Raw genomic sequence first — 17107 nt, forward strand, 5'->3', positions numbered from 1 at the left:
CACGCCATTCTCCTGCTCAACATGGCGCTGTGCCTTCGCGCTGGCCTTGTGCTGGCTGGGAGGGGGTAGGTTATGCGTATTGAGCATATCGGGCGTGCAACGCTGTATCTGGGGGATTGCCGGGGGCACGACGCACTTGAGGTGATGTTTAACGCCCAGCCTGTCGCCGTTCTGAGCGATCCGCCATTCGGTATCAACTACAAGAGCGGCTATGCCACAGACGAGTTGTGGGCCGGTGGTCGAGCAATCGCCAGCGACGAGAATTGCGACGTGCGCGATGCGATCGCCAATGTGTTTTGTCACCTGCCCTGCTTGATGTTCGGGTCCCGCAAGGCTTCGCTGCCGCCGCATCATCGCATGACGCTGATCTGGGACAAAGGCCCGGCGCTCGGCATGGGCGACCTGCGCCTGCCGTGGAAGCCGACCACCGAAGAGATTTACGCGATGGGCGATGCTGGCGGCTTTGTCGGCACCCGCGATAAAGGTGCGGTCGTCTATCACCCTCCGGTTCAATCGATGGCGAAGAACGGTCGACAGCACCCGAACGAGAAGCCTGTAGGGCTGTTGCGCATCCTGCTGCAGAGCCTGCCCGCAGGTGTCATCTGCGACCCATTCATGGGTTCCGGGAGCACTGGCGTTGCCTGCATGCAGGAAGGGCGCGCGTTCGTCGGCGCCGAGATCGACCCCGCCTACTTCGACATCGCCTGCCGCCGCATCGAGGATGCCCAGCGCCAAGGCGACATGTTCTTGCAGGGAGCCGCCTAAATGTTCGCCACCCGCGCAGACCTCGCCCGCGTCACCGCTGCACTGGACGCGGACCCTTTCGCCGATCCCGTGCGCGTCCTCGGCATCCCCCTCCCCCGCAAGGAAGCCCGCCGCATCGAGCGCGAGCTGACCGCAAAGTTTCCCTCGGGTCGCACCGAGCAGGCCGGGAGCGTCCAACCACGCCCCGGCCACCCCATCCTTACGCCCGGCGCTCAGCCGGTCGTGCCCGAGCCGCAGCTCTCTCCCCCTGGCGGCGGCTCGGGCCTTTCCTTTGATCGCGGTCCTCATGCCGCTCTTCATACTTCGCAGGTGCAATATGATCATCAGTGACGCAAACGAGATCGTTCGTGCTCGCCAGGCAGCCATTCGCCGGGAGCTGGATCGCCGCGGTATCGCTCTGAAGGCTGTCGGGTTCGACTCTGGCATTCCGTACCCCACGCTGCTGACGTACTTCCCGCAGGAGGGCGCCGCGCGTCCGGTCATGCTGCCGGCTGCGGCAATCTATGCGCTGACCGAAGGCAAGGCGATCCCCGACGATCTGCTTTCCATGCTGCTGCCGGTTGGCTGCGTCATCGTGCGCGTGCCCGAAGGCGTGGACCTCGACGACACCGAGGCGCAGTTCCACGAGTGGCTGGCGATGAAAGGTCGCGCCCATCATCCTGGCAGCGAGGCAGGGCGCGAGATCGGGCCCGGTGAGGAAGCGGCTCTGCGGGCGCGGCTGACTGCTGTGAAGGCGGCTGCGTGATGCTCGAAGCCCACCGCTCCCCCACATCGATGGCCCGCGTCCTTGTCCAGTACATCGACGACCCCGAGCGCGTTCGCCGCGCCGTCCTCGGCGAGTTCAACTGGGCGCCGACCATCCAAACGATCCGCCTCATGCGCGCCGACTACCTGCGGCCCGGTCCTGCGCCGATCTGCTGGAAACTCCAGAGCAATGCCTACGCCGAGAGCATGGAGCGGGCGAACCGCGATTTCATGCGCGCTGTAGCCGCGACCTATCCCAACCTCATTCGAAAGGCAGCCTGATATGGCCGGCTCAGTCAACAAGTGTATCATCGTGGGCAATCTCGGTGCCGATCCCGAGGTCAAGTCGTTCCAGAACGGCGGGCGCATCTGCAACCTGCGCATCGCCACATCGGAAAGCTGGAAAGACAAGGCGACTGGCGAGCGCAAGGAAAAAACCGAATGGCACTCGGTCGTCATCAATAGCGACGGCTTGGTAGGGATCGCCGAGCGGTTCCTCAAGAAGGGCTCCAAGGTCTACATCGAAGGCCAGCTGCGCACCCGCAAGTGGCAGGACCAGAGCGGTAACGACCGCTACAGCACCGAGATAAGCGTCGGCGGTATGAACGGCGTGCTCACTATGCTCGACGGCGCGAAGTCGGAGGGCGGCGCACGGCCCGGTGGCGATAGCAGTTCTTCGGCCCGCTCCGCTTCACCATCGGCTTCAACCGCAACATCAGGCGGATTTGGCGACGACCTCGACGACGAGATCCCGTTTTGACCTCGGGGTTCAACATGGGGATGCAGCAGCATAAAAAGGCGCCGCGAACCAAGGAGGACCGCAAGTCCGCCCTGTTCCAACTGCTTGTTTTGCGCCGTTCTGTCGATGATCTCGACGCTGCCGAGCTATCGCGGATTCACGGTGTTCCTGTGCAAATCGTGGCTCCGATGTTGGAGGCCGAGCAGCAGCGCCGGATGATGCGGTCATGAACGCTTTCGCGCATCTCGAAACGCCGCTCGACGAGGCCCCGCTGTTCCCCGTGGAAGCGCCGGATGGCCGCAAGGATCTCGCTGAGATCGACCGCCAGGTGATGTTCCGCAAGTACCTGTCGAACCTCGCGCCGGCGGTGATGTCGTATGCCAACCCGAATGCGGCGAAGCGCGGGTTCAAGGCCCAGCATCAGGCACGCAAGGAAGGCCTTACTGCTGGCGTGTTCGACATGACCTGTGCGTGGGGCATCGACGCCAGCACGTTGCCCGACTGCGATGTGTCGGTCTGCTGGATCGAGTTCAAGGGCTACGACAGCAACGGTCGCCCCGGCAAACTCTCACAGGCGCAAATCGATTGGGGCAACGCGATGGTCCGCAAGGGCCACAAGGTCGCGTGCTTCTTTTCGGGCAAGTCCGCCTTCGACTGGATGGCCAGTCTGGGCGCACCAATCAGGGGGCATGTCACGGCGTGACTGTCGATCCCACTCGCACGCGCGGCGCATCTTCACCGAGTTTCGATCCGGTCAAGCTGCTCGATCGCGCTGCGGAGCTTGGGATCACATCCGTCACCGACAAGACCGACATGAAAGAGCGCATCATGATCGCATATGAACATGGCCTCCTGGCGCCTTTCGAGACGCGGGTGCTGGTCATGGCCCTGGGGCTAGAGGCCGCATGAGCACGTCGCCCCTCGCCGCGGTAGGCCCGCAGTGGAACCGCCGCCCAGTCATGGTCTTCGCTGGGCAAGCGGATACGCACATCAACACGGGTGAAGACTACGGCACTGTGACGCTGGCCGAGGTCTTCCACATGAAGCCGGCCGACAAGGCCAAGGACAAGTGCCTGGGCTTCCTGCCATCATCCTACCACGACTTCGATGGGCGCTCCCATGCGGTGCAGCGCGCCAAGGGTGAGTTCGTGGCCCTTTGCGGCGATGTGGATAAGGGCGAACATCCGCTCGAGCACATCGAAACGCTGGTGCGCGGCTTTGCGCGGGACGCGGCGTGGCTGATCTATTCGACGGCCAACTCGCGCCCCGGAAACAAGCGGTGGCGCGTCGTTCTGCCGCTCGAGCAGGTTGTCGGATTCGATGACTGGCACGACGCACAGAACGCCTTCTTCAACTTCATGGAGGTCAGCGGCGTGCCGATGGACCGGGCGATGGATCGCGCCGGCCAGCCCGTATTCCTCCCCAACGTCCCGGCAGAACATAACTCGGGCGAACCGCTCCGGGATGGCAGCGGCGATCCCCTTTACTACGAGCGCAAGCACAGCGGCACGAACGCGCCCGGCCTGTCTCTCGATCGCGGCGCGGTCGGCGCTGGCGTAGCGGCGATCAGGCACAAGCGCGCCGAGGACGACAAGGCGCGCGAGATGATGCGCCGCGATGCCGAGGCCCGCAAGGCACAGCGCCCGCGTGCCGACAATGACGGTATTTCGGTGATGGAGGAGTTCAACCGCTCCAATTCCATCGCCAACTTGCTCGAGGTCTACGGCTACAAGCAGAGCCCGCGCCACGGCGAGGACTGGCGCTCTCCGCACCAGGAAGGTGACAGCTACGCAACCCGGATCATGGGTGACGCGTGGGTCAGCCTGTCGATGTCGGATGCTGCCGCTGGTGTCGGTGCGCGCTGCAAGTCCGGTTGCTTCGGCGATGCCTACGACCTGTTCGTGCACTTCGACCACAAGGGCGACCACAAGGCCGCGCACCGCCAGCTGCACGCCGAGCGCAAAGCCGCTGGCCCGCAGCCGGAGCGCTACAGCTACGCGGCCGATCTTGAGCCCGAGTATGACCCTGAGACGGGCGAGCCGGTCTATGACATGCCGGATTATTATTCCGAGGGTTCTGAGCCTGCGGCCGAGGCCGCAGCGCCCCCGGAAGGAGATGCCTCGGACACATTCCAGCTTCTCAACCTGACCGAGCTGGAAGCGCTGCCGCCGCCCAAGTGGCTGGTGCACGAAGTCATCAGCGAAGACGGCCTGACCACCATCTACGGCGACCCCGGCACAGGTAAGAGCTTCATCGCGCTTGATATGGGTCTTCGGATCGCGCTCGGCCACGACTGGCACGGCGCGCCCACAAAGCGAGTCGGCGTCCTCTATATCGCTGGCGAAGGCGCGCGGGGTATCGGCAAGCGTGTAGCTGGCTGGCGCATGAAGCACGGCGCCGATTGGGACGATGCGCCGTTCATGCTGCTGCCTGTTGCAGTGCAGTTCATGGAGCCCAGCGAGCGGGCCAAGCTCATTCGCACCATCGACGAAGCAAAGCGCCGCGCCGGGTTCGACATCGGCCTGGTCGTCATAGACACGATCTCCCGCGCGATCGCCGGGCAGGACGAGAACGGGCAGGACACCATGTCCGCGTTCGTCAAGGCGTGCGACGAGGTGCGGGCGCACTGCGGCGGGGCCGTACTGGGCGTCCACCACAGCGGCAAGGACAAGGATCGGGGCATGCGCGGCTCTACCGTGCTGCTGGGCGCCTGTGACGCCACCATGCGCCTTACCAAGGACGGTGAGCGCATCACCCTGAAGTGCGAGAAGCAGAAGGACGCGGAGGAATTCCAGCCCGTCTATCTGCGCCTCGAGCAATACAAGTGGAACAGTGAAGACGGCGATGAGGTCAGCACTCTGATCCCGCTGCAGGCCGCTGCGCCGGAAGCGGATCACCTTTCGTATGAAGCGATCGACCAGGCTTTTGGTCTGCTTACGGGCGCGTGGTCGGAGGGCAAAGCGCTCTCCAACAAGACCCAGACGCGCAGCGACGGACGCTATGCCCCATCCATCTTCACGAAGCGCCTCGGCGGCTCTGAGAAGGCGTGGAAGGAGCATATCGAGGCGTGGCTCGAGAGCGGGCACCTCACTCTGGAAGAGTACGATCGCCGCAACAAGAAGTTCGGATTGAGGGTCATCAGCACAATCCGGTGGGGGAACTGATCATGGTTTTTGTGTGCAATAGTGCACTTGCGGAGGTTCTGCGGAGGTTCCGTTTTCGGACTTCCGCAACCTCCGCAAATATTCAAAAAACGGCGGAAATCCGCCATCCCGGAAGTCTGCGGAGGTTGCGGAAGTTGACCCCTGTAACCCGCAGAAAACCGTGGGCGGAAGTTGCGGAGGTTAGCCCCCCCCTAAAGGGGGAAAATCCATCAGGGATTTTCTCCCCCTTAGGTTGGCAGCGAGAAAAGGCATGACCGACCTCTTCACCAACACACCCCTCCCCCGCGCCAAAGCCGGCGAAGGCAGCGGCAAGCTCATCGGGCACATGGTCAACGGGATGAGCCGCGCTGAGATGGCGCAGAATTATGCTGCTGGGGCGTATCCTGATGTGCATCCGGCTTATCTCGCTGAGGCGGGGATTGGATCAACGGGAGCCTCCGCATGAACGCGATCACCGTGATTGAGGCGGGGCCGAGCCTGACCCTCCCGCCAGACCTCGCCTGCACCGACTGGCTGGCCATCGGCGCCGACCTGATGCGCAAGGACCGGGAGACGAAGTGGCAGGCTGCTGACTGGTACGCCTATGGCCGCGCCCGCGCCAAGACGGACACCGTGTTCGCCGAGCAGATGGCGCTTGCCCTGCCGGACATGCTGGAGGACCCGCGCAAGCTCGACGCCATCGCACGCGTCGCCGAGGTGTTCCCTGCCGATGAACGCAGCCTCGGGCTATCGTTCGACCATTACGCGGTGCTTGCCAGCCTGCCGCACGGTGAAGCCCGCAAGCTGCTCGCCAAGGCAGCGGAGAAGAAGACCGGCGCCCGCGAGATCAAGTACGAGGCCATGCACGCTCAAATGTCCCTCGCCCCCCGCCAGCCCGCCGACGAGGACAGCCAGTGCACCAGCCTTATCCACCTCTACAACCGCATGCCCCGTACCGTCCGTGTCGAGTTCGCCCAGATGGTGGCAGAGGCCGAGGGCGAGGAGATCGAACCTTGATCATCACTGGCCGGTTCCCCCCGCTGCCCGAGGGATTTCGCAAGCGTTTCATCGAACAGGGGTGGCGTGGGGTAGAGCGCGTTTACGGCGCGCGGCGGGAAGTGATCCAGAGGTGGATCGCGGAGGCTGGCGGCCCGGTGCAGCTGACTGACGCCCGCAAGGCATGGTTGGCGGAGGCGAAGGCCCAACGCGTGGTGCAGGCTCGGAGGAAGGGGCGGTGAGGCCATACCCACCCCACGACCTCGCAACGTTCTACGAGATCGAGATGATGGACCGGTTCGAGCCCGCCCCGGATGTCCTCGCCTGGATCCGCGCCACGTTCCTCGACGAGGCCAGCCCGCTCTACAACCCCGAGCATGCCCACCTGCGGGATGCCGACCTCGGGGTCCTATGGACCAACTGCGACAACAGCCGGCAGATGCGCGCCGTCATCGGCCAGGCCGAACTCATGCCGCCGATGGCAATGGGCAAGTGGCAGCGTGCCCGCGCGGTCCAGCAGATCACCGACTGGTTCGACGGCGTGCCCGACTTCCTGCTGACGTTCAGCGCGCCGGCAGCGGCCGGGATGGATGATCCTTCGTTCTGCGCTCTGGTGGAGCACGAGCTGTACCACTGCGCCCAGAAGCTCGACCAGTACGGCATGCCCGCCTTCAACAAGGACACGGGCAAGCCGATCCTCATCATGCGCGGCCACGACGTGGAAGAGTTCGTCGGCGTGGTCGCCCGGTACGGGGCCGAAGCCGCTGGCGTGTCGGCAATGGTTGATGCTGCGAAGGCGGGGCCGACCATTGGGCGCGCGTCGATCGCCGGTGTCTGCGGCACCTGCTCATTGAAGGTTGCTTGAAATGGGTGCCCGCAACAAGGCAATGACGGACCAGGTGAAAGCCTATGTAATTCAGGCCCTAGCGTCGTTCGATACGCCCTCGCAGGTTGCTACCGCGCTCAAGGATGAATTCGGGATCGAACTGACCCCGCAGGCCATCCAGACATATGACCCGACCAAGCACGCCGGGCGCAATCTGTCCGAGAAGTGGCGTGTGATGTTCGATGCTGCCCGCAAAGCGTTCACCGAGGATTCGTCTCACATTCCGATCGCGCACCGATCCACCCGGCTACGGGCGTTGCATCGCATGGCGCAGGCCGCCGAGCGCAAGGGCAACTTCCCGCTGGCGGCACAGCTGCACAAGCAGGCCGCCGAAGAGATGGGCAACGCCTACACCAACCGGCGCGAACTGACCGGCAAGGACGGGAAGGATTTGCCCGCCGCAGCGCCGGCCGTGGCGATCTTCGCGCTGCCGGATAATGGGAGGGATGGGTGACCCGACGACCCCGCGAAATAGACCTGCAGCACACGTCGTCAGATGATCGTTTTTCAGCAGCCATGCTGAGGTGTCGCAACGCGTCGGGCGACTGTTCGATGGCTGGGGAGTGCATATACGGAGATTGTTTCGCATCGAGCGGCGAAGCGACGGCTGCGCGCATGATCGAACGCCTGCTGCCGAGCGACAGCGCCGAGGGCGAACACGTCGCATACCTGCGAAAGGCTGCTCACCTGCTACGGAACGGCCTCATCCAACTGTGAACGCCCACACCACGATTACCCCTGGCATAGGACACAACGGCGGCCCGGCGATCACCGCCGAGACGATCAAGCCCCAGCCCGGCCCGCAGACCGCGTTTCTGTCATCGCCTGCCGACATTGCCATCTACGGCGGCGGTGCAGGCGGCGGGAAGACGTGGGGCCTGCTCATGGAGCCCCTGCGCCACGTCAGCAACGGCGGCTTCGGCGCGGTGTTCTTCCGTCGCTCCACCGTGCAAATCCGCAACGAGGGTGGCCTGTGGGATGAAAGCGCGGTCCTGTACCCGCAGATCGGCGCCGACCCTAAAGAACACACGCTGTCATGGTCGTTCCCGTCCGGCGCATCGGTCAGCTTCGCCCACCTGGAGCACGATAAGACCCGCTTCAACTGGCAGGGCTCGCAGATCCCGCTCATCTGCTTCGACGAGCTGACGCACTTCACGCCTACCCAGTTCTGGTACATGGTCAGCCGCAACCGCTCGATGTGCGGCGTGCGGCCCTACATCCGCGCGACCTGCAACCCTGATGCGGACAGCTGGGTCGCTGGGCTCATCGCATGGTGGATCAACCAGGACACCGGCCTGCCCATCCCCGAGCGCGCCGGCAAGCTGAGGTGGTTCGTTCGCGTCGGCGAGGACCTGCGCTGGGCTGACACCCCCGCCGAGCTTGAGCAGTACACCATGCTCAACGAGGCGGGCGAAAGCGTGCCGATCCCGGCGAAGTCGCTGACGTTCATCCCGGCCAAGTTGACCGACAACAAGGCGCTGATGGCGGCCGACCCCGGCTACATGGCGTCGCTGCTCGCCCTGCCCCTGGTCGAGCGTGAGCGCCTGTTGGGCGGCAACTGGAAGATCAGGCCGGCCGCTGGCTTGTACTTCCAGCGCGCCTGGTGCCGGGTGGTCGATGCAGTACCGGCGGGCACGGTGTGGGGGCGCGGCTACGATCTTGCGGCCACCCCGCCCACGCCGGACAACCCCGACCCGGACGCAACCGCCTCGACGAAGATCGGACGTTCCCCCGACGGCCGCTACATCGTGGTCGATTGCCGGAAGACGCAGACTACCCCGGCCGGTGTGGAACGGTTCATCCTGAACACCGCCTCCGAGGACGGGCATCACGTCGAGATATCACTACCTCAGGACCCCGGACAGGCGGGCAAGAGCCAAGTCGCCCAGCTGATCAAGATGCTGAGCGGTTACAATGTGCGGTCATCCACTGAGACGGGCGACAAGGTGACGCGCTTCGGCCCGTTCTCGGCTCAGGCAGAGGCCGGAAACGTCGATGTGTTGCGCGGTCCGTGGAATGACGGGTGGTTCACTGCGCTTGAGGGCTTCCCGGTGGCGAAGCATGATGACGAGGCGGATGCCACCTCGCGAGCGTTCGAAATTGTCTCGTTGCGCCAAGCTTCGGCTTTTGACGTGCTGTAAACATACTACTACATTATAGTACTGGCTTTCCGATCGATACTATGCGCTCATATTAATATCCCTCTCGGAGTGGCGATATGAGAAAAGTGTTCATCGCTTGTCTGTTGGCACAGCTTTCCATATTTCAGAATATAGCGTCAGCCCAGCAAAATCCAAATATTCTGTCGGTAGGCAGTCCGGGAATTTTGCCTGGACGACTAGCAATCACGAAATCAGGTGACCCCACCTATTGTACTGATTCTGATGATATCCTTCTCGCCCACCCCGATGGTGGCGTGATGTTGTTGGGTAGGATTTGCACCCTATTACACGAAAACCCCGACCGATCTGTCGCATCCACAAGTGCGAGCCTGATTAAGGATCGTAATCACCATGTTTCTTTCAGTATAGACATAGACCTTTTTAATAGAGTGCAGCCGGCTGCTAAAATCGGAAGCGTGGACTTGGGTGGCGTACAAACGCATTGCCCAGCTACTCCAAGCCCACTTCACTGGATACAAGTTGATGTCCATCACAGTCCTGCGAGCGGACCATTGATCGCGAATGCAGGGCAAACCGCAAATTTCCGCATCTTGTGGAGGAATCCTGACGACAGCCAGTGCTAATTGCGTCCGTAGCATTCGATGCCCCCGAGCCGTCATGTCGGCGCCATGTCCAACGTTCGCGTCCGCAATGTCCGCCCCAAGCCGGGCTTCGTGTTCGATGGCCATTCGGTCATGCCGGTGCCGACGCAAGACGGCCTCGCAAATGTCCTGACGGGGCGCGGCACGTCGGTGGATCGATCCACGCACAACTTCTGGCACGGCATGTCCATGCCCGCCCAGCAGATCGAGGCGGCCTATCGGTCATCATGGCTGGTCCGACAGATCGTGGACATTCCCGCCCAGGACGAAACCCGCGCCGGCAGGGACTGGGATGCCGACGATGAACTGATTGCGAAGATCGAGGCCGAGGAAAAGCGCATCGACCTGTGGGCGAAGGTCCGGCAGGCGCGCATCCTTGGCCGGCTTGGTGGCGGCGCCCTGTTCATCAACCTGGGCGATGATCCATCCCGGCCATTGCCGGCGACCATCAAGCCGGAGCAGATCGAGAACCTCGTCCCGCTCTACCGCTCGCAGCTGACGCTGGGCATAGCCGACGATGACGTGCTGAGCCCCTTCTTCGACGAGCCGGTGGATTTCCGCCTAAACACCGCCGCGCGGCCCCTCATCCACCGCACCCGCCTCATCTTCTTCAAGGGCCTCATGGTCCCTAGCATGCACTTCACGAACTGGGACGATAGGTTCTGGGGCGACAGCGTGGTGCAGGTCGTGAACGAGGCGGTGCAGAACGCCACCAGCGCGACATCCGGCTTCGCCAGCCTCATCGACGAGGCCAAGGTGGACGTGTTCAAGTTCGCCAAGCTGGCTGAGACGCTGGTGCAGCCGGGCGGCGATGCGAAGATTCGCAAGCGCATCGATCTGGCTACGCAGGAGAAGTCCATCCATCGGTCGATCAGCCTCGATGCTGACGACGCGTGGGAAACGCGCACGCTCAATTTCGCCGGCGCCAAGGACATGATCACCACGCTGATGGGCCTTGTGGCTGGTGCCGCCGACATTCCGGCGACGCGGCTGCTCGGGAAGTCGCCAGACGGCATGAACGCCACGGGTGAAGGCGACGAGCGCAACTACTTCCAAGCAGTGGCATCGCGGCAGGAAAGCGAACTGCGCCCTGCCCTCGACCAACTCGACGCCGTGGTCATGCCCAGTGCGGGCGTGCCGGACGATCTGTCGTGGAAGTTCTCGCCTCTCCAGCATCTGTCGGAGAAGGACGAGGCCGACATCGAGAACAAGGAGATGGATTCCGTATCCAAGATCGTTGGGGCGGGGCTGATCCCCGAAAGCGCGCTCTCCAAGGCCGTGCAAGGCCGAATGATCGAGAGCGGACGCTGGCCCGGCCTCAAGGAGGCGATCGAGGAAGCCGAAGCGGCGGGCGAGGAATTGCCTGACGATGACGGCGCTGACCTTGGCATAGTTCCTACCAACGGCGGAAAGGAGGCTGATCCTATATCTCCCACGACGCGGGCTCCGAGCGCGAGCCCCGAGCCCGCCCGTGCGGCTGAGTAATGCCCTACGACCTCGCCACCATGGCCCGCGCGAAAGGCATCCGGCGCGACATCACCGTTCGCCCTGTCGAGCCGGCGCGCGGCCCTGAGCAGGATCTGGCGAGCCTCTACCTCGCCGTCCTGAAAGCGTGGGCCCCTGACGCTATTCTGCGGGGCTACACCGGCGGACTGACAACCGACGCACCCGCCGACCAGACCAGCGCCATCGAGGAGGCTGGCAACGTCGTTACCCGCCTGATCGCCGAGTTCACATCCGGTTTGCGTGGCTGGATCGTCCGTGCTGAGCAGGTCCATCGTTCGCGCTGGGCCGCCGCGGTAAAGTCGTCCACCGACATTGACTTGTCCATGGTGTTGAGCGGCTACGAGGTCCAGGAGACGCTCGACGTGTTCCTCGACCGCAATGTCGCCTTGGTTCGGAACGTGAGCGACCAAGCGCGCGGGCGGATCGCGGACGCGGTGTTCAAGGGCTACCAAGAGCGGCAACCTGCGCATGAAGTGGCGAAGGAAATCCGCGAGGCGACCGGTCTTGCCCGTGATCGATCGGTGCGGATCGCCTCGGATCAGAATTCGAAGCTCTCGGCCGCGCTAGACCGCGAGCGCCAGGCGGAGGCAGGCATCGATCTGTTCCGCTGGCGGCACAGTGGCAAGCTGCACCCACGCCAGCCTCACCTCCACCGCAATGGCAATATCTATGATCGCGCATCGGGCAAGCAGGTCAACGCCGATGGGTCGAAAATGGCCGGCGAGACAGTGGCGCGTGGGGACTTCCCCGGAGAGCAGCCTTATTGCGGCTGTAGGGCCCAGGCTTATTTGCCGCTGATGGGTGAACTTGGGATTTAGCTACCGTCCGTAGAGCTGCCCACGCATCGCACGCACAACGCCGGGATGGTGCAGCTAACTGACACTCTCGCCGCAACCGCAATCGCCCGCATCTGTGCGGATGGAAGCCTCGTCGCCGATGTGCGCGGTGCTCGCGTCGGCATCCAGACCTACAGTCCTTCCGAAGCCGGCGCCCCCGACACGTTCAAGGGCAGTGTCGTGCGGGTGTATCGCCCAGCTGACGAGGTGTTTAGCCGCGACAGCCTAGCGTCGTTCGCAGCCGCACCCGTCACCATCAACCACCCCGCCGAAATGGTCGATGCCTCCAACTGGAAGCGCCATGGTGTGGGCGAGATCAACGGCGATATCGCCCGCGACGGCGAGTTCGTTCGCGTTCCGCTGATCGTGCGTGACGCTGCTGCGGTCGAGAAGGTCCGCACCAGCCACAAGCAACTCTCGATGGGCTACACCTGCACGCTCGACTGGACGCCCGGCACTTCTGCCGATGGCGAAGCCTACGACGCTGTGCAGCGCGATATCCGCATCAACCATATCGCCGCAGTGCCGGCCGCACGGGGCGGGCCGGAACTCAAAATCAGCGACGAACGCACGCCCCCGGAGAAGCCTACGATGAAGATCAAGATCGGCGACGCCGAAGTCGATGCGACCAACGGTGAGGCCGTTCGGATCGCAGTCGATGCGCTCAACACCAAGCTGGCGGATGCGCAGACCCGCGCGACCGCGGCGGAAACGAACCTCGCGACCACGGCCACCGCCGTAGCCACCAAGGATACCGAGATCGCCACCCTCACCCAGAAGCTGGCTGACGCTGCCATGACCCCGGCCAAGCTGCGTGATGCTGCGAAGGCCTACGCGGGCGTTTGCGGGAAGGCCAAGGCGCTGGGTGTCACGTTCGCCGAAGACGCCGACGGCGAGGCCATCATGAAGTCCGTCGTCGACGCCAAAATGGGTGACACTGCAAAGGGTTGGACCGGCGACCAGATCGCAGCCTCGTTCGCCGTGCTGACCAAGGACGCCAAGGTCGAGGCCTTCGATGCCTCAGCCTTCAAAGGCGGGCTGCAGAGCGTTGGTGACGCCGCAATCCAAGCCGAAGACGCCGCTTACACCCGCATGGTCGGTCGCCTGACCGGCAAGGCCGCATAAGGAGGATCGAACCATGCCCCCGCTTCAGACTGTCTTCACCGATCGCCCCGCGCCCTACGCCAAGGGTCGCCGCGTCAACATGGAAGAGTGGAACACCATCACCTGCCTCGCGCAGGTTGCCGGAATCGGCATCGGCGAGCCTGTCCAGGACGGCACCACCGGTGAACAGGCCGCCCCATTCACCACCGGCAAGTTCCGCGGCATCACCGAATGGACCCCGGACTGCACCGAGGCCGGGGTGTTCCCGATCAACGCCAACATGCCCGCCTGCGAAAGCGGTGTGATCGGCGGCGGCGCCTACCAGACCTGCACCAAGCGCACGCCGGTGTACTGGAACGCCGCCAATAAGGGCTACACCAGCACCGCTGGCAGCAACACCCTCATCCCGAACGCCGAGTTCGACGCCACGGTGTCGGCCGGCGGCATTGTCCCCATCCGCGTTCGTCGCATCCCGCCCGCCGCGTAATCGGAGTCCTATAGATGAACATCAATATGCAGGACGCGGCGCAGGTCTTCAGCTTCGCCACCCAGGCAAGCCGGATCGTCAACGCACGCGTCTACGAGATCGAATATCCCGAAATGGATATCGCCTCTCTCGTGACCGTCGACACCAGCCTGCCCGAATGGGTGAGCGGCGTTGATACGCTCATCGGCGACAAGGTGGGCAAAGCCGAATGGCAGTCGGGTTCCGCCAAGGACATCCCCCTCGCCGAAGTAAACCTGAACAAGGTCGGTATCGACTTCGACATGTACGCCATCGGCTACCAGTGGAACGTCGAGGAGCTGGGCAAGGCGCAGTTTCAGGGTTACCCGCTGACCGAGCGCAAGGCGGGCGCCGCTCGCTTCGGTTCTCAGGTGTTCATGTGGGACAACCTGCTGATCGGCTCTGCCGTGAAGGGCTGGACCGGTTTGGTCAACAGCAGCTACGTCACCCCAATTGCGCTGCCTGCCGATGGCACTGACGGCACGTCAGTATGGGTCACCGGTCCGGCAACCGCCCCGGTTGGCAACAAAACCGCTGTTCAGATCGTCCGGGACGTGAATATCCTGCTGCTGGGCGCGCCCGGCCCGGGCCGCGTCATCAAGAATACGCTGCTGCTGCCCGACGCCGCGCTCGATTACATGGTCGCCACTCCCTACGGCGTGACCAGCCCCAACCTGTCGATCATGCAGTACATCATGGCGAACAACGAGTACACGCGCCGCACCGGTCAGCAGCTCGTCATCCGTTCGCTCGATGAACTGAAGAACAAGGCTACGGTGGGTATCGCCGGCGGCGGGCGCGCAGTCGCCTATCGCAACGATCCCGACATGCTCAAGCTGTGGATGCCGATGCCCTATCGCTTCCTCCCGGTCTACCAGGATGGCCCGCTGAACTTCACGGTCCCCGGTATCGCCCGCACGGGTCCGCTCGATATCATGCGCCCGAACGCGATCAGCTACGGCGATGCGGTCACGCCCGTTCCGGCCTGATCGGTCGGAGCCTAAAATATCCGAGGCCCGCCTTTAACCGGGCGGGCCTTTTCGTTGGAGCGGCTGAATGCACGAAATCAAAAACCTGACGAACTCGCCCCAGGATCTGGAATCGTTGGAGGGGGTCAAGCGACTGCCCGCAATGGGGTCGGTGAAGGGCAAGTTTGAACCGGAATACCTGGAAGCCCTTCGCGGCGCCGGGATGTATGAGGTCGCCGAGGTAAAGGGACCCGGCCGTCCGAAGAAGGACTGACTTATGGCCTACACGCCGCCCACCCGCACCGACTTCATCGCGATCTACCCCCTCTTCGCCGACGTCACCGAGCCGGCGTACGCCCACTGGTCGACTGAGGCCGTCCGGCGCATCGGCCACCTTGAGGGATGCCTGGCTGACGGTATGAACACCGCCGTCATGCTCGCGATCGCGCACCTGCTCACCAAGGCGGGCATCGGCACCGGCACCGACGCGCAAATGGCGGCTCAGGGCGCGTCGGGCTTCAAGTCGATGAAGTCAGGTTCGCTCAGCCTAGAGCGCTTCGACAACGCGGCATCCTCGTCAGGTGGCGACTGGGCTACCACCAGCTACGGCATCGAACTGTGGCCCATGCTGGGCTCCTGTGTCGCCGGCCCTATCGTATCATCGACCGGCACCCTGCCCTGCATCGCCGCATTCGGCAGGAACTGGTGACATGGGGCTTCTCGACGGGGGCCTTGCCTCCATCTTCAACGCTGCGTTCTCGGGCATCTACCTGCCCGCCACGCTCCATGCTGGCACTGGTGAGCCGATCTACGGGCCGGGCGGCACCATCACCGGATACGAAGGCGGCGATACGCCGTGCAAGGCCCAGGTAGACGCTGCGACCGATGCGATGCGGCGGGCCGATGGTTTCGCCGAAGGTGATTGCCGGGTTATCGTTCTGGCCGTCGGCGTGGGCGAGATCACCTCGGACCATGAGATCAGCGTCAAGGGCGTGCGGTATCGGCTGATGGCAGCTGAGCTGGATGCGGCCGCCAGTCACTGGGTTTGCAGGGGGCGGAGGGCCTGACACTGAGCATACCTGTAATAATGTTCAGTCCAACTAGAACCCATTTATCGTTGTTTAAATACAGTTGATCCATAGACCGCCCCGGTAAGCGAGCGAATCAACGTAAGCGGGGGCTTCATATGAGATACGTTTTCGGGGCGATTACGCCTGTGATTTTTTGTGCGCTTGGCGGGCAGGCCATGGCAGCGCCGAAATTGCTCATCCAGCCTATCCAAACGGCGGAAGAATCGATCCGCTACAATCACGGCGTGCCGACGGTTGATCAGGTATCCGTCGGGGGGTCCGTACAGGTCCGCCCAGCGCCGATCGATCACGGCAGCTTGGCCTTCAACGTGGCCGTTTTCAACGACGGCAAGCAAAGCGCCAACCTCGATGTCACCAGCTTCACGCTCACGTCGAATGGTGTAACCGTCGCGGCTATGACGGTGGACACATTGGAGAAGAAGGCCAAAAGCCGCGCGATGTGGACGCAGATCGGCCTTGCGGCTGTCGGCGGCTTGGGCGCAGCAGCGGCAGCTTCGCAGCGGGACACCTATCGCAGCACCCTCTACACTCCACGCGGCGCCTACCACCACGTCTACAGCGCGCCATCGGTAGCGGGACAGATACAGGCGACGGCGATCGCGGCCGGCACTGGAATAGGCATCGCTACCATCCAAAGCCGCCTTGACCAGAAGCTTGAGGAGCTAGGCGAGGACGTGATCCAGATGACAACCGTGTCGCCAGGCGAAAGCTACGCTGGCATGATCGTCTTCGAAAAGGTGAAGCTCACCGCCCTGCCCGCCCAGGTCACGATGACGGTGAATTGGAACGGCATCGCCTACCCGTTCACATTCCAGGTCGCCAAGCCGGGGACGCCCGCGCCTCTCTTCAAGCCCATCGAGGCGGCAGCGATCCCGACAGCAGAAATTGGCGCCGCTCAAATCGTGCCAACCGTGGATGTCGCCGCGCCGGCAGCTCCTCCAGTCGTCCCTGCTGCGGCGACGGCGAACGTCCTGGAAAAAAGCAGAACGCCTTCGCTTATGAATTCGTCGCTGCTTCAATAATATCTATGCGTGGGGCGGTTCGCGACAGCCGCCCCGCC

The 17107-nt window shown here is 63.5% G+C and carries 24 protein-coding genes; all 24 read left to right on the top strand.

Annotation, left to right across the window (positions count from 1 at the left end; genetic code table 11):
* The first annotated feature begins 72 nt into the window (after positions 1–72).
* The 24 genes from GVL61_RS00710 (at position 73) to GVL61_RS00825 (ending at position 17069) form a co-directional block, all read left to right on the top strand.
* Entirely contained in the window at positions 73–765 is a 693-nt protein-coding gene (locus tag GVL61_RS00710) for a site-specific DNA-methyltransferase (protein WP_159975832.1), read from the top strand.
* A complete protein-coding gene (locus GVL61_RS00715; protein WP_159975834.1) occupies positions 766–1095 on the top strand; it encodes a hypothetical protein in 330 nt (109 codons plus the stop codon).
* A complete protein-coding gene (locus tag GVL61_RS00720) occupies positions 1082–1510 on the top strand; it encodes a hypothetical protein (protein WP_235037477.1) in 429 nt (142 codons plus the stop codon). The genes GVL61_RS00715 and GVL61_RS00720 overlap by 14 nt, the downstream gene beginning before the upstream one ends.
* Positions 1510–1791, top strand: coding sequence for a hypothetical protein (locus tag GVL61_RS00725; protein ID WP_159975836.1), 282 nt, complete (start codon positions 1510–1512; stop codon positions 1789–1791). The genes GVL61_RS00720 and GVL61_RS00725 overlap by 1 nt, the downstream gene beginning before the upstream one ends.
* Position 1792: 1 nt before the next feature.
* Positions 1793–2269, top strand: a complete 477-nt coding sequence (gene ssb, locus GVL61_RS00730; protein ID WP_159975838.1) for a single-stranded DNA-binding protein — start codon at positions 1793–1795, stop codon at positions 2267–2269.
* A complete protein-coding gene (locus tag GVL61_RS00735) occupies positions 2266–2478 on the top strand; it encodes a hypothetical protein (protein WP_159975840.1) in 213 nt (70 codons plus the stop codon). Before ssb ends, GVL61_RS00735 begins: the two co-directional genes overlap by 4 nt.
* Positions 2475–2951, top strand: coding sequence for a hypothetical protein (locus tag GVL61_RS00740; protein ID WP_159975842.1), 477 nt, complete (start codon positions 2475–2477; stop codon positions 2949–2951). Before GVL61_RS00735 ends, GVL61_RS00740 begins: the two co-directional genes overlap by 4 nt.
* A complete protein-coding gene (locus GVL61_RS00745) occupies positions 2948–3157 on the top strand; it encodes a hypothetical protein (RefSeq protein ID WP_159975844.1) in 210 nt (69 codons plus the stop codon). Before GVL61_RS00740 ends, GVL61_RS00745 begins: the two co-directional genes overlap by 4 nt.
* Positions 3154–5412: a helicase RepA family protein gene (locus GVL61_RS00750; protein WP_159975846.1), complete on the top strand. Its 2259-nt coding sequence runs from the start codon at positions 3154–3156 to the stop codon at positions 5410–5412. Before GVL61_RS00745 ends, GVL61_RS00750 begins: the two co-directional genes overlap by 4 nt.
* A gap of 250 nt (positions 5413–5662) precedes the next feature.
* The gene (locus GVL61_RS00755) at positions 5663–5857 is read left to right on the top strand and encodes a hypothetical protein (RefSeq protein WP_159975848.1); all 195 of its coding nucleotides are present in this window, start codon (positions 5663–5665) and stop codon (positions 5855–5857) included.
* Positions 5854–6408 (top strand): hypothetical protein, encoded by a 555-nt coding sequence (locus GVL61_RS00760; protein ID WP_159975850.1) that lies wholly within the window; start codon positions 5854–5856, stop codon positions 6406–6408. Before GVL61_RS00755 ends, GVL61_RS00760 begins: the two co-directional genes overlap by 4 nt.
* Complete coding sequence (locus GVL61_RS00765; RefSeq protein ID WP_159975852.1) at positions 6405–6629, top strand: hypothetical protein; 225 nt, start codon at positions 6405–6407, stop codon at positions 6627–6629. The genes GVL61_RS00760 and GVL61_RS00765 overlap by 4 nt, the downstream gene beginning before the upstream one ends.
* Complete coding sequence (locus GVL61_RS00770) at positions 6626–7252, top strand: putative metallopeptidase (RefSeq protein ID WP_159975854.1); 627 nt, start codon at positions 6626–6628, stop codon at positions 7250–7252. The genes GVL61_RS00765 and GVL61_RS00770 overlap by 4 nt, the downstream gene beginning before the upstream one ends.
* A 1-nt stretch (position 7253) precedes the next feature.
* A complete protein-coding gene (locus GVL61_RS00775) occupies positions 7254–7727 on the top strand; it encodes a DUF2280 domain-containing protein (protein WP_159975856.1) in 474 nt (157 codons plus the stop codon).
* Between the two features lie 259 nt (positions 7728–7986).
* Positions 7987–9414: a phage terminase large subunit gene (gene terL / locus GVL61_RS00780; protein ID WP_159975858.1), complete on the top strand. Its 1428-nt coding sequence runs from the start codon at positions 7987–7989 to the stop codon at positions 9412–9414.
* 650 nt (positions 9415–10064) lie between these two features.
* A complete protein-coding gene (locus GVL61_RS00785; RefSeq protein ID WP_159975860.1) occupies positions 10065–11522 on the top strand; it encodes a DUF1073 domain-containing protein in 1458 nt (485 codons plus the stop codon).
* A complete protein-coding gene (locus tag GVL61_RS00790; protein WP_159975862.1) occupies positions 11522–12361 on the top strand; it encodes a phage minor head protein in 840 nt (279 codons plus the stop codon). Before GVL61_RS00785 ends, GVL61_RS00790 begins: the two co-directional genes overlap by 1 nt.
* Positions 12362–12406: 45 nt before the next feature.
* Complete coding sequence (locus GVL61_RS00795; protein ID WP_159975864.1) at positions 12407–13504, top strand: DUF2213 domain-containing protein; 1098 nt, start codon at positions 12407–12409, stop codon at positions 13502–13504.
* Between the two features lie 13 nt (positions 13505–13517).
* The gene (locus tag GVL61_RS00800; RefSeq protein WP_159975866.1) at positions 13518–13970 is read left to right on the top strand and encodes a hypothetical protein; all 453 of its coding nucleotides are present in this window, start codon (positions 13518–13520) and stop codon (positions 13968–13970) included.
* 14 nt (positions 13971–13984) lie between these two features.
* Complete coding sequence (locus GVL61_RS00805; RefSeq protein ID WP_159975868.1) at positions 13985–14977, top strand: DUF2184 domain-containing protein; 993 nt, start codon at positions 13985–13987, stop codon at positions 14975–14977.
* A gap of 67 nt (positions 14978–15044) precedes the next feature.
* On the top strand, positions 15045–15230 hold the full coding sequence (locus GVL61_RS00810; protein ID WP_159975870.1) for a hypothetical protein: 186 nt from the start codon (positions 15045–15047) through the stop codon (positions 15228–15230).
* A gap of 3 nt (positions 15231–15233) precedes the next feature.
* Complete coding sequence (locus tag GVL61_RS00815) at positions 15234–15665, top strand: DUF4054 domain-containing protein (RefSeq protein ID WP_159975872.1); 432 nt, start codon at positions 15234–15236, stop codon at positions 15663–15665.
* A 1-nt stretch (position 15666) separates the two neighbouring features.
* Positions 15667–16023: a hypothetical protein gene (locus GVL61_RS00820; protein WP_159975874.1), complete on the top strand. Its 357-nt coding sequence runs from the start codon at positions 15667–15669 to the stop codon at positions 16021–16023.
* 179 nt (positions 16024–16202) lie between these two features.
* Positions 16203–17069: a hypothetical protein gene (locus GVL61_RS00825; RefSeq protein ID WP_235037478.1), complete on the top strand. Its 867-nt coding sequence runs from the start codon at positions 16203–16205 to the stop codon at positions 17067–17069.
* Positions 17070–17107: the final 38 nt, after the last annotated feature.

This window comes from Novosphingobium sp. 18050 (assembly GCF_902706195.1).
Lineage (GTDB): Bacteria > Pseudomonadota > Alphaproteobacteria > Sphingomonadales > Sphingomonadaceae > Novosphingobium.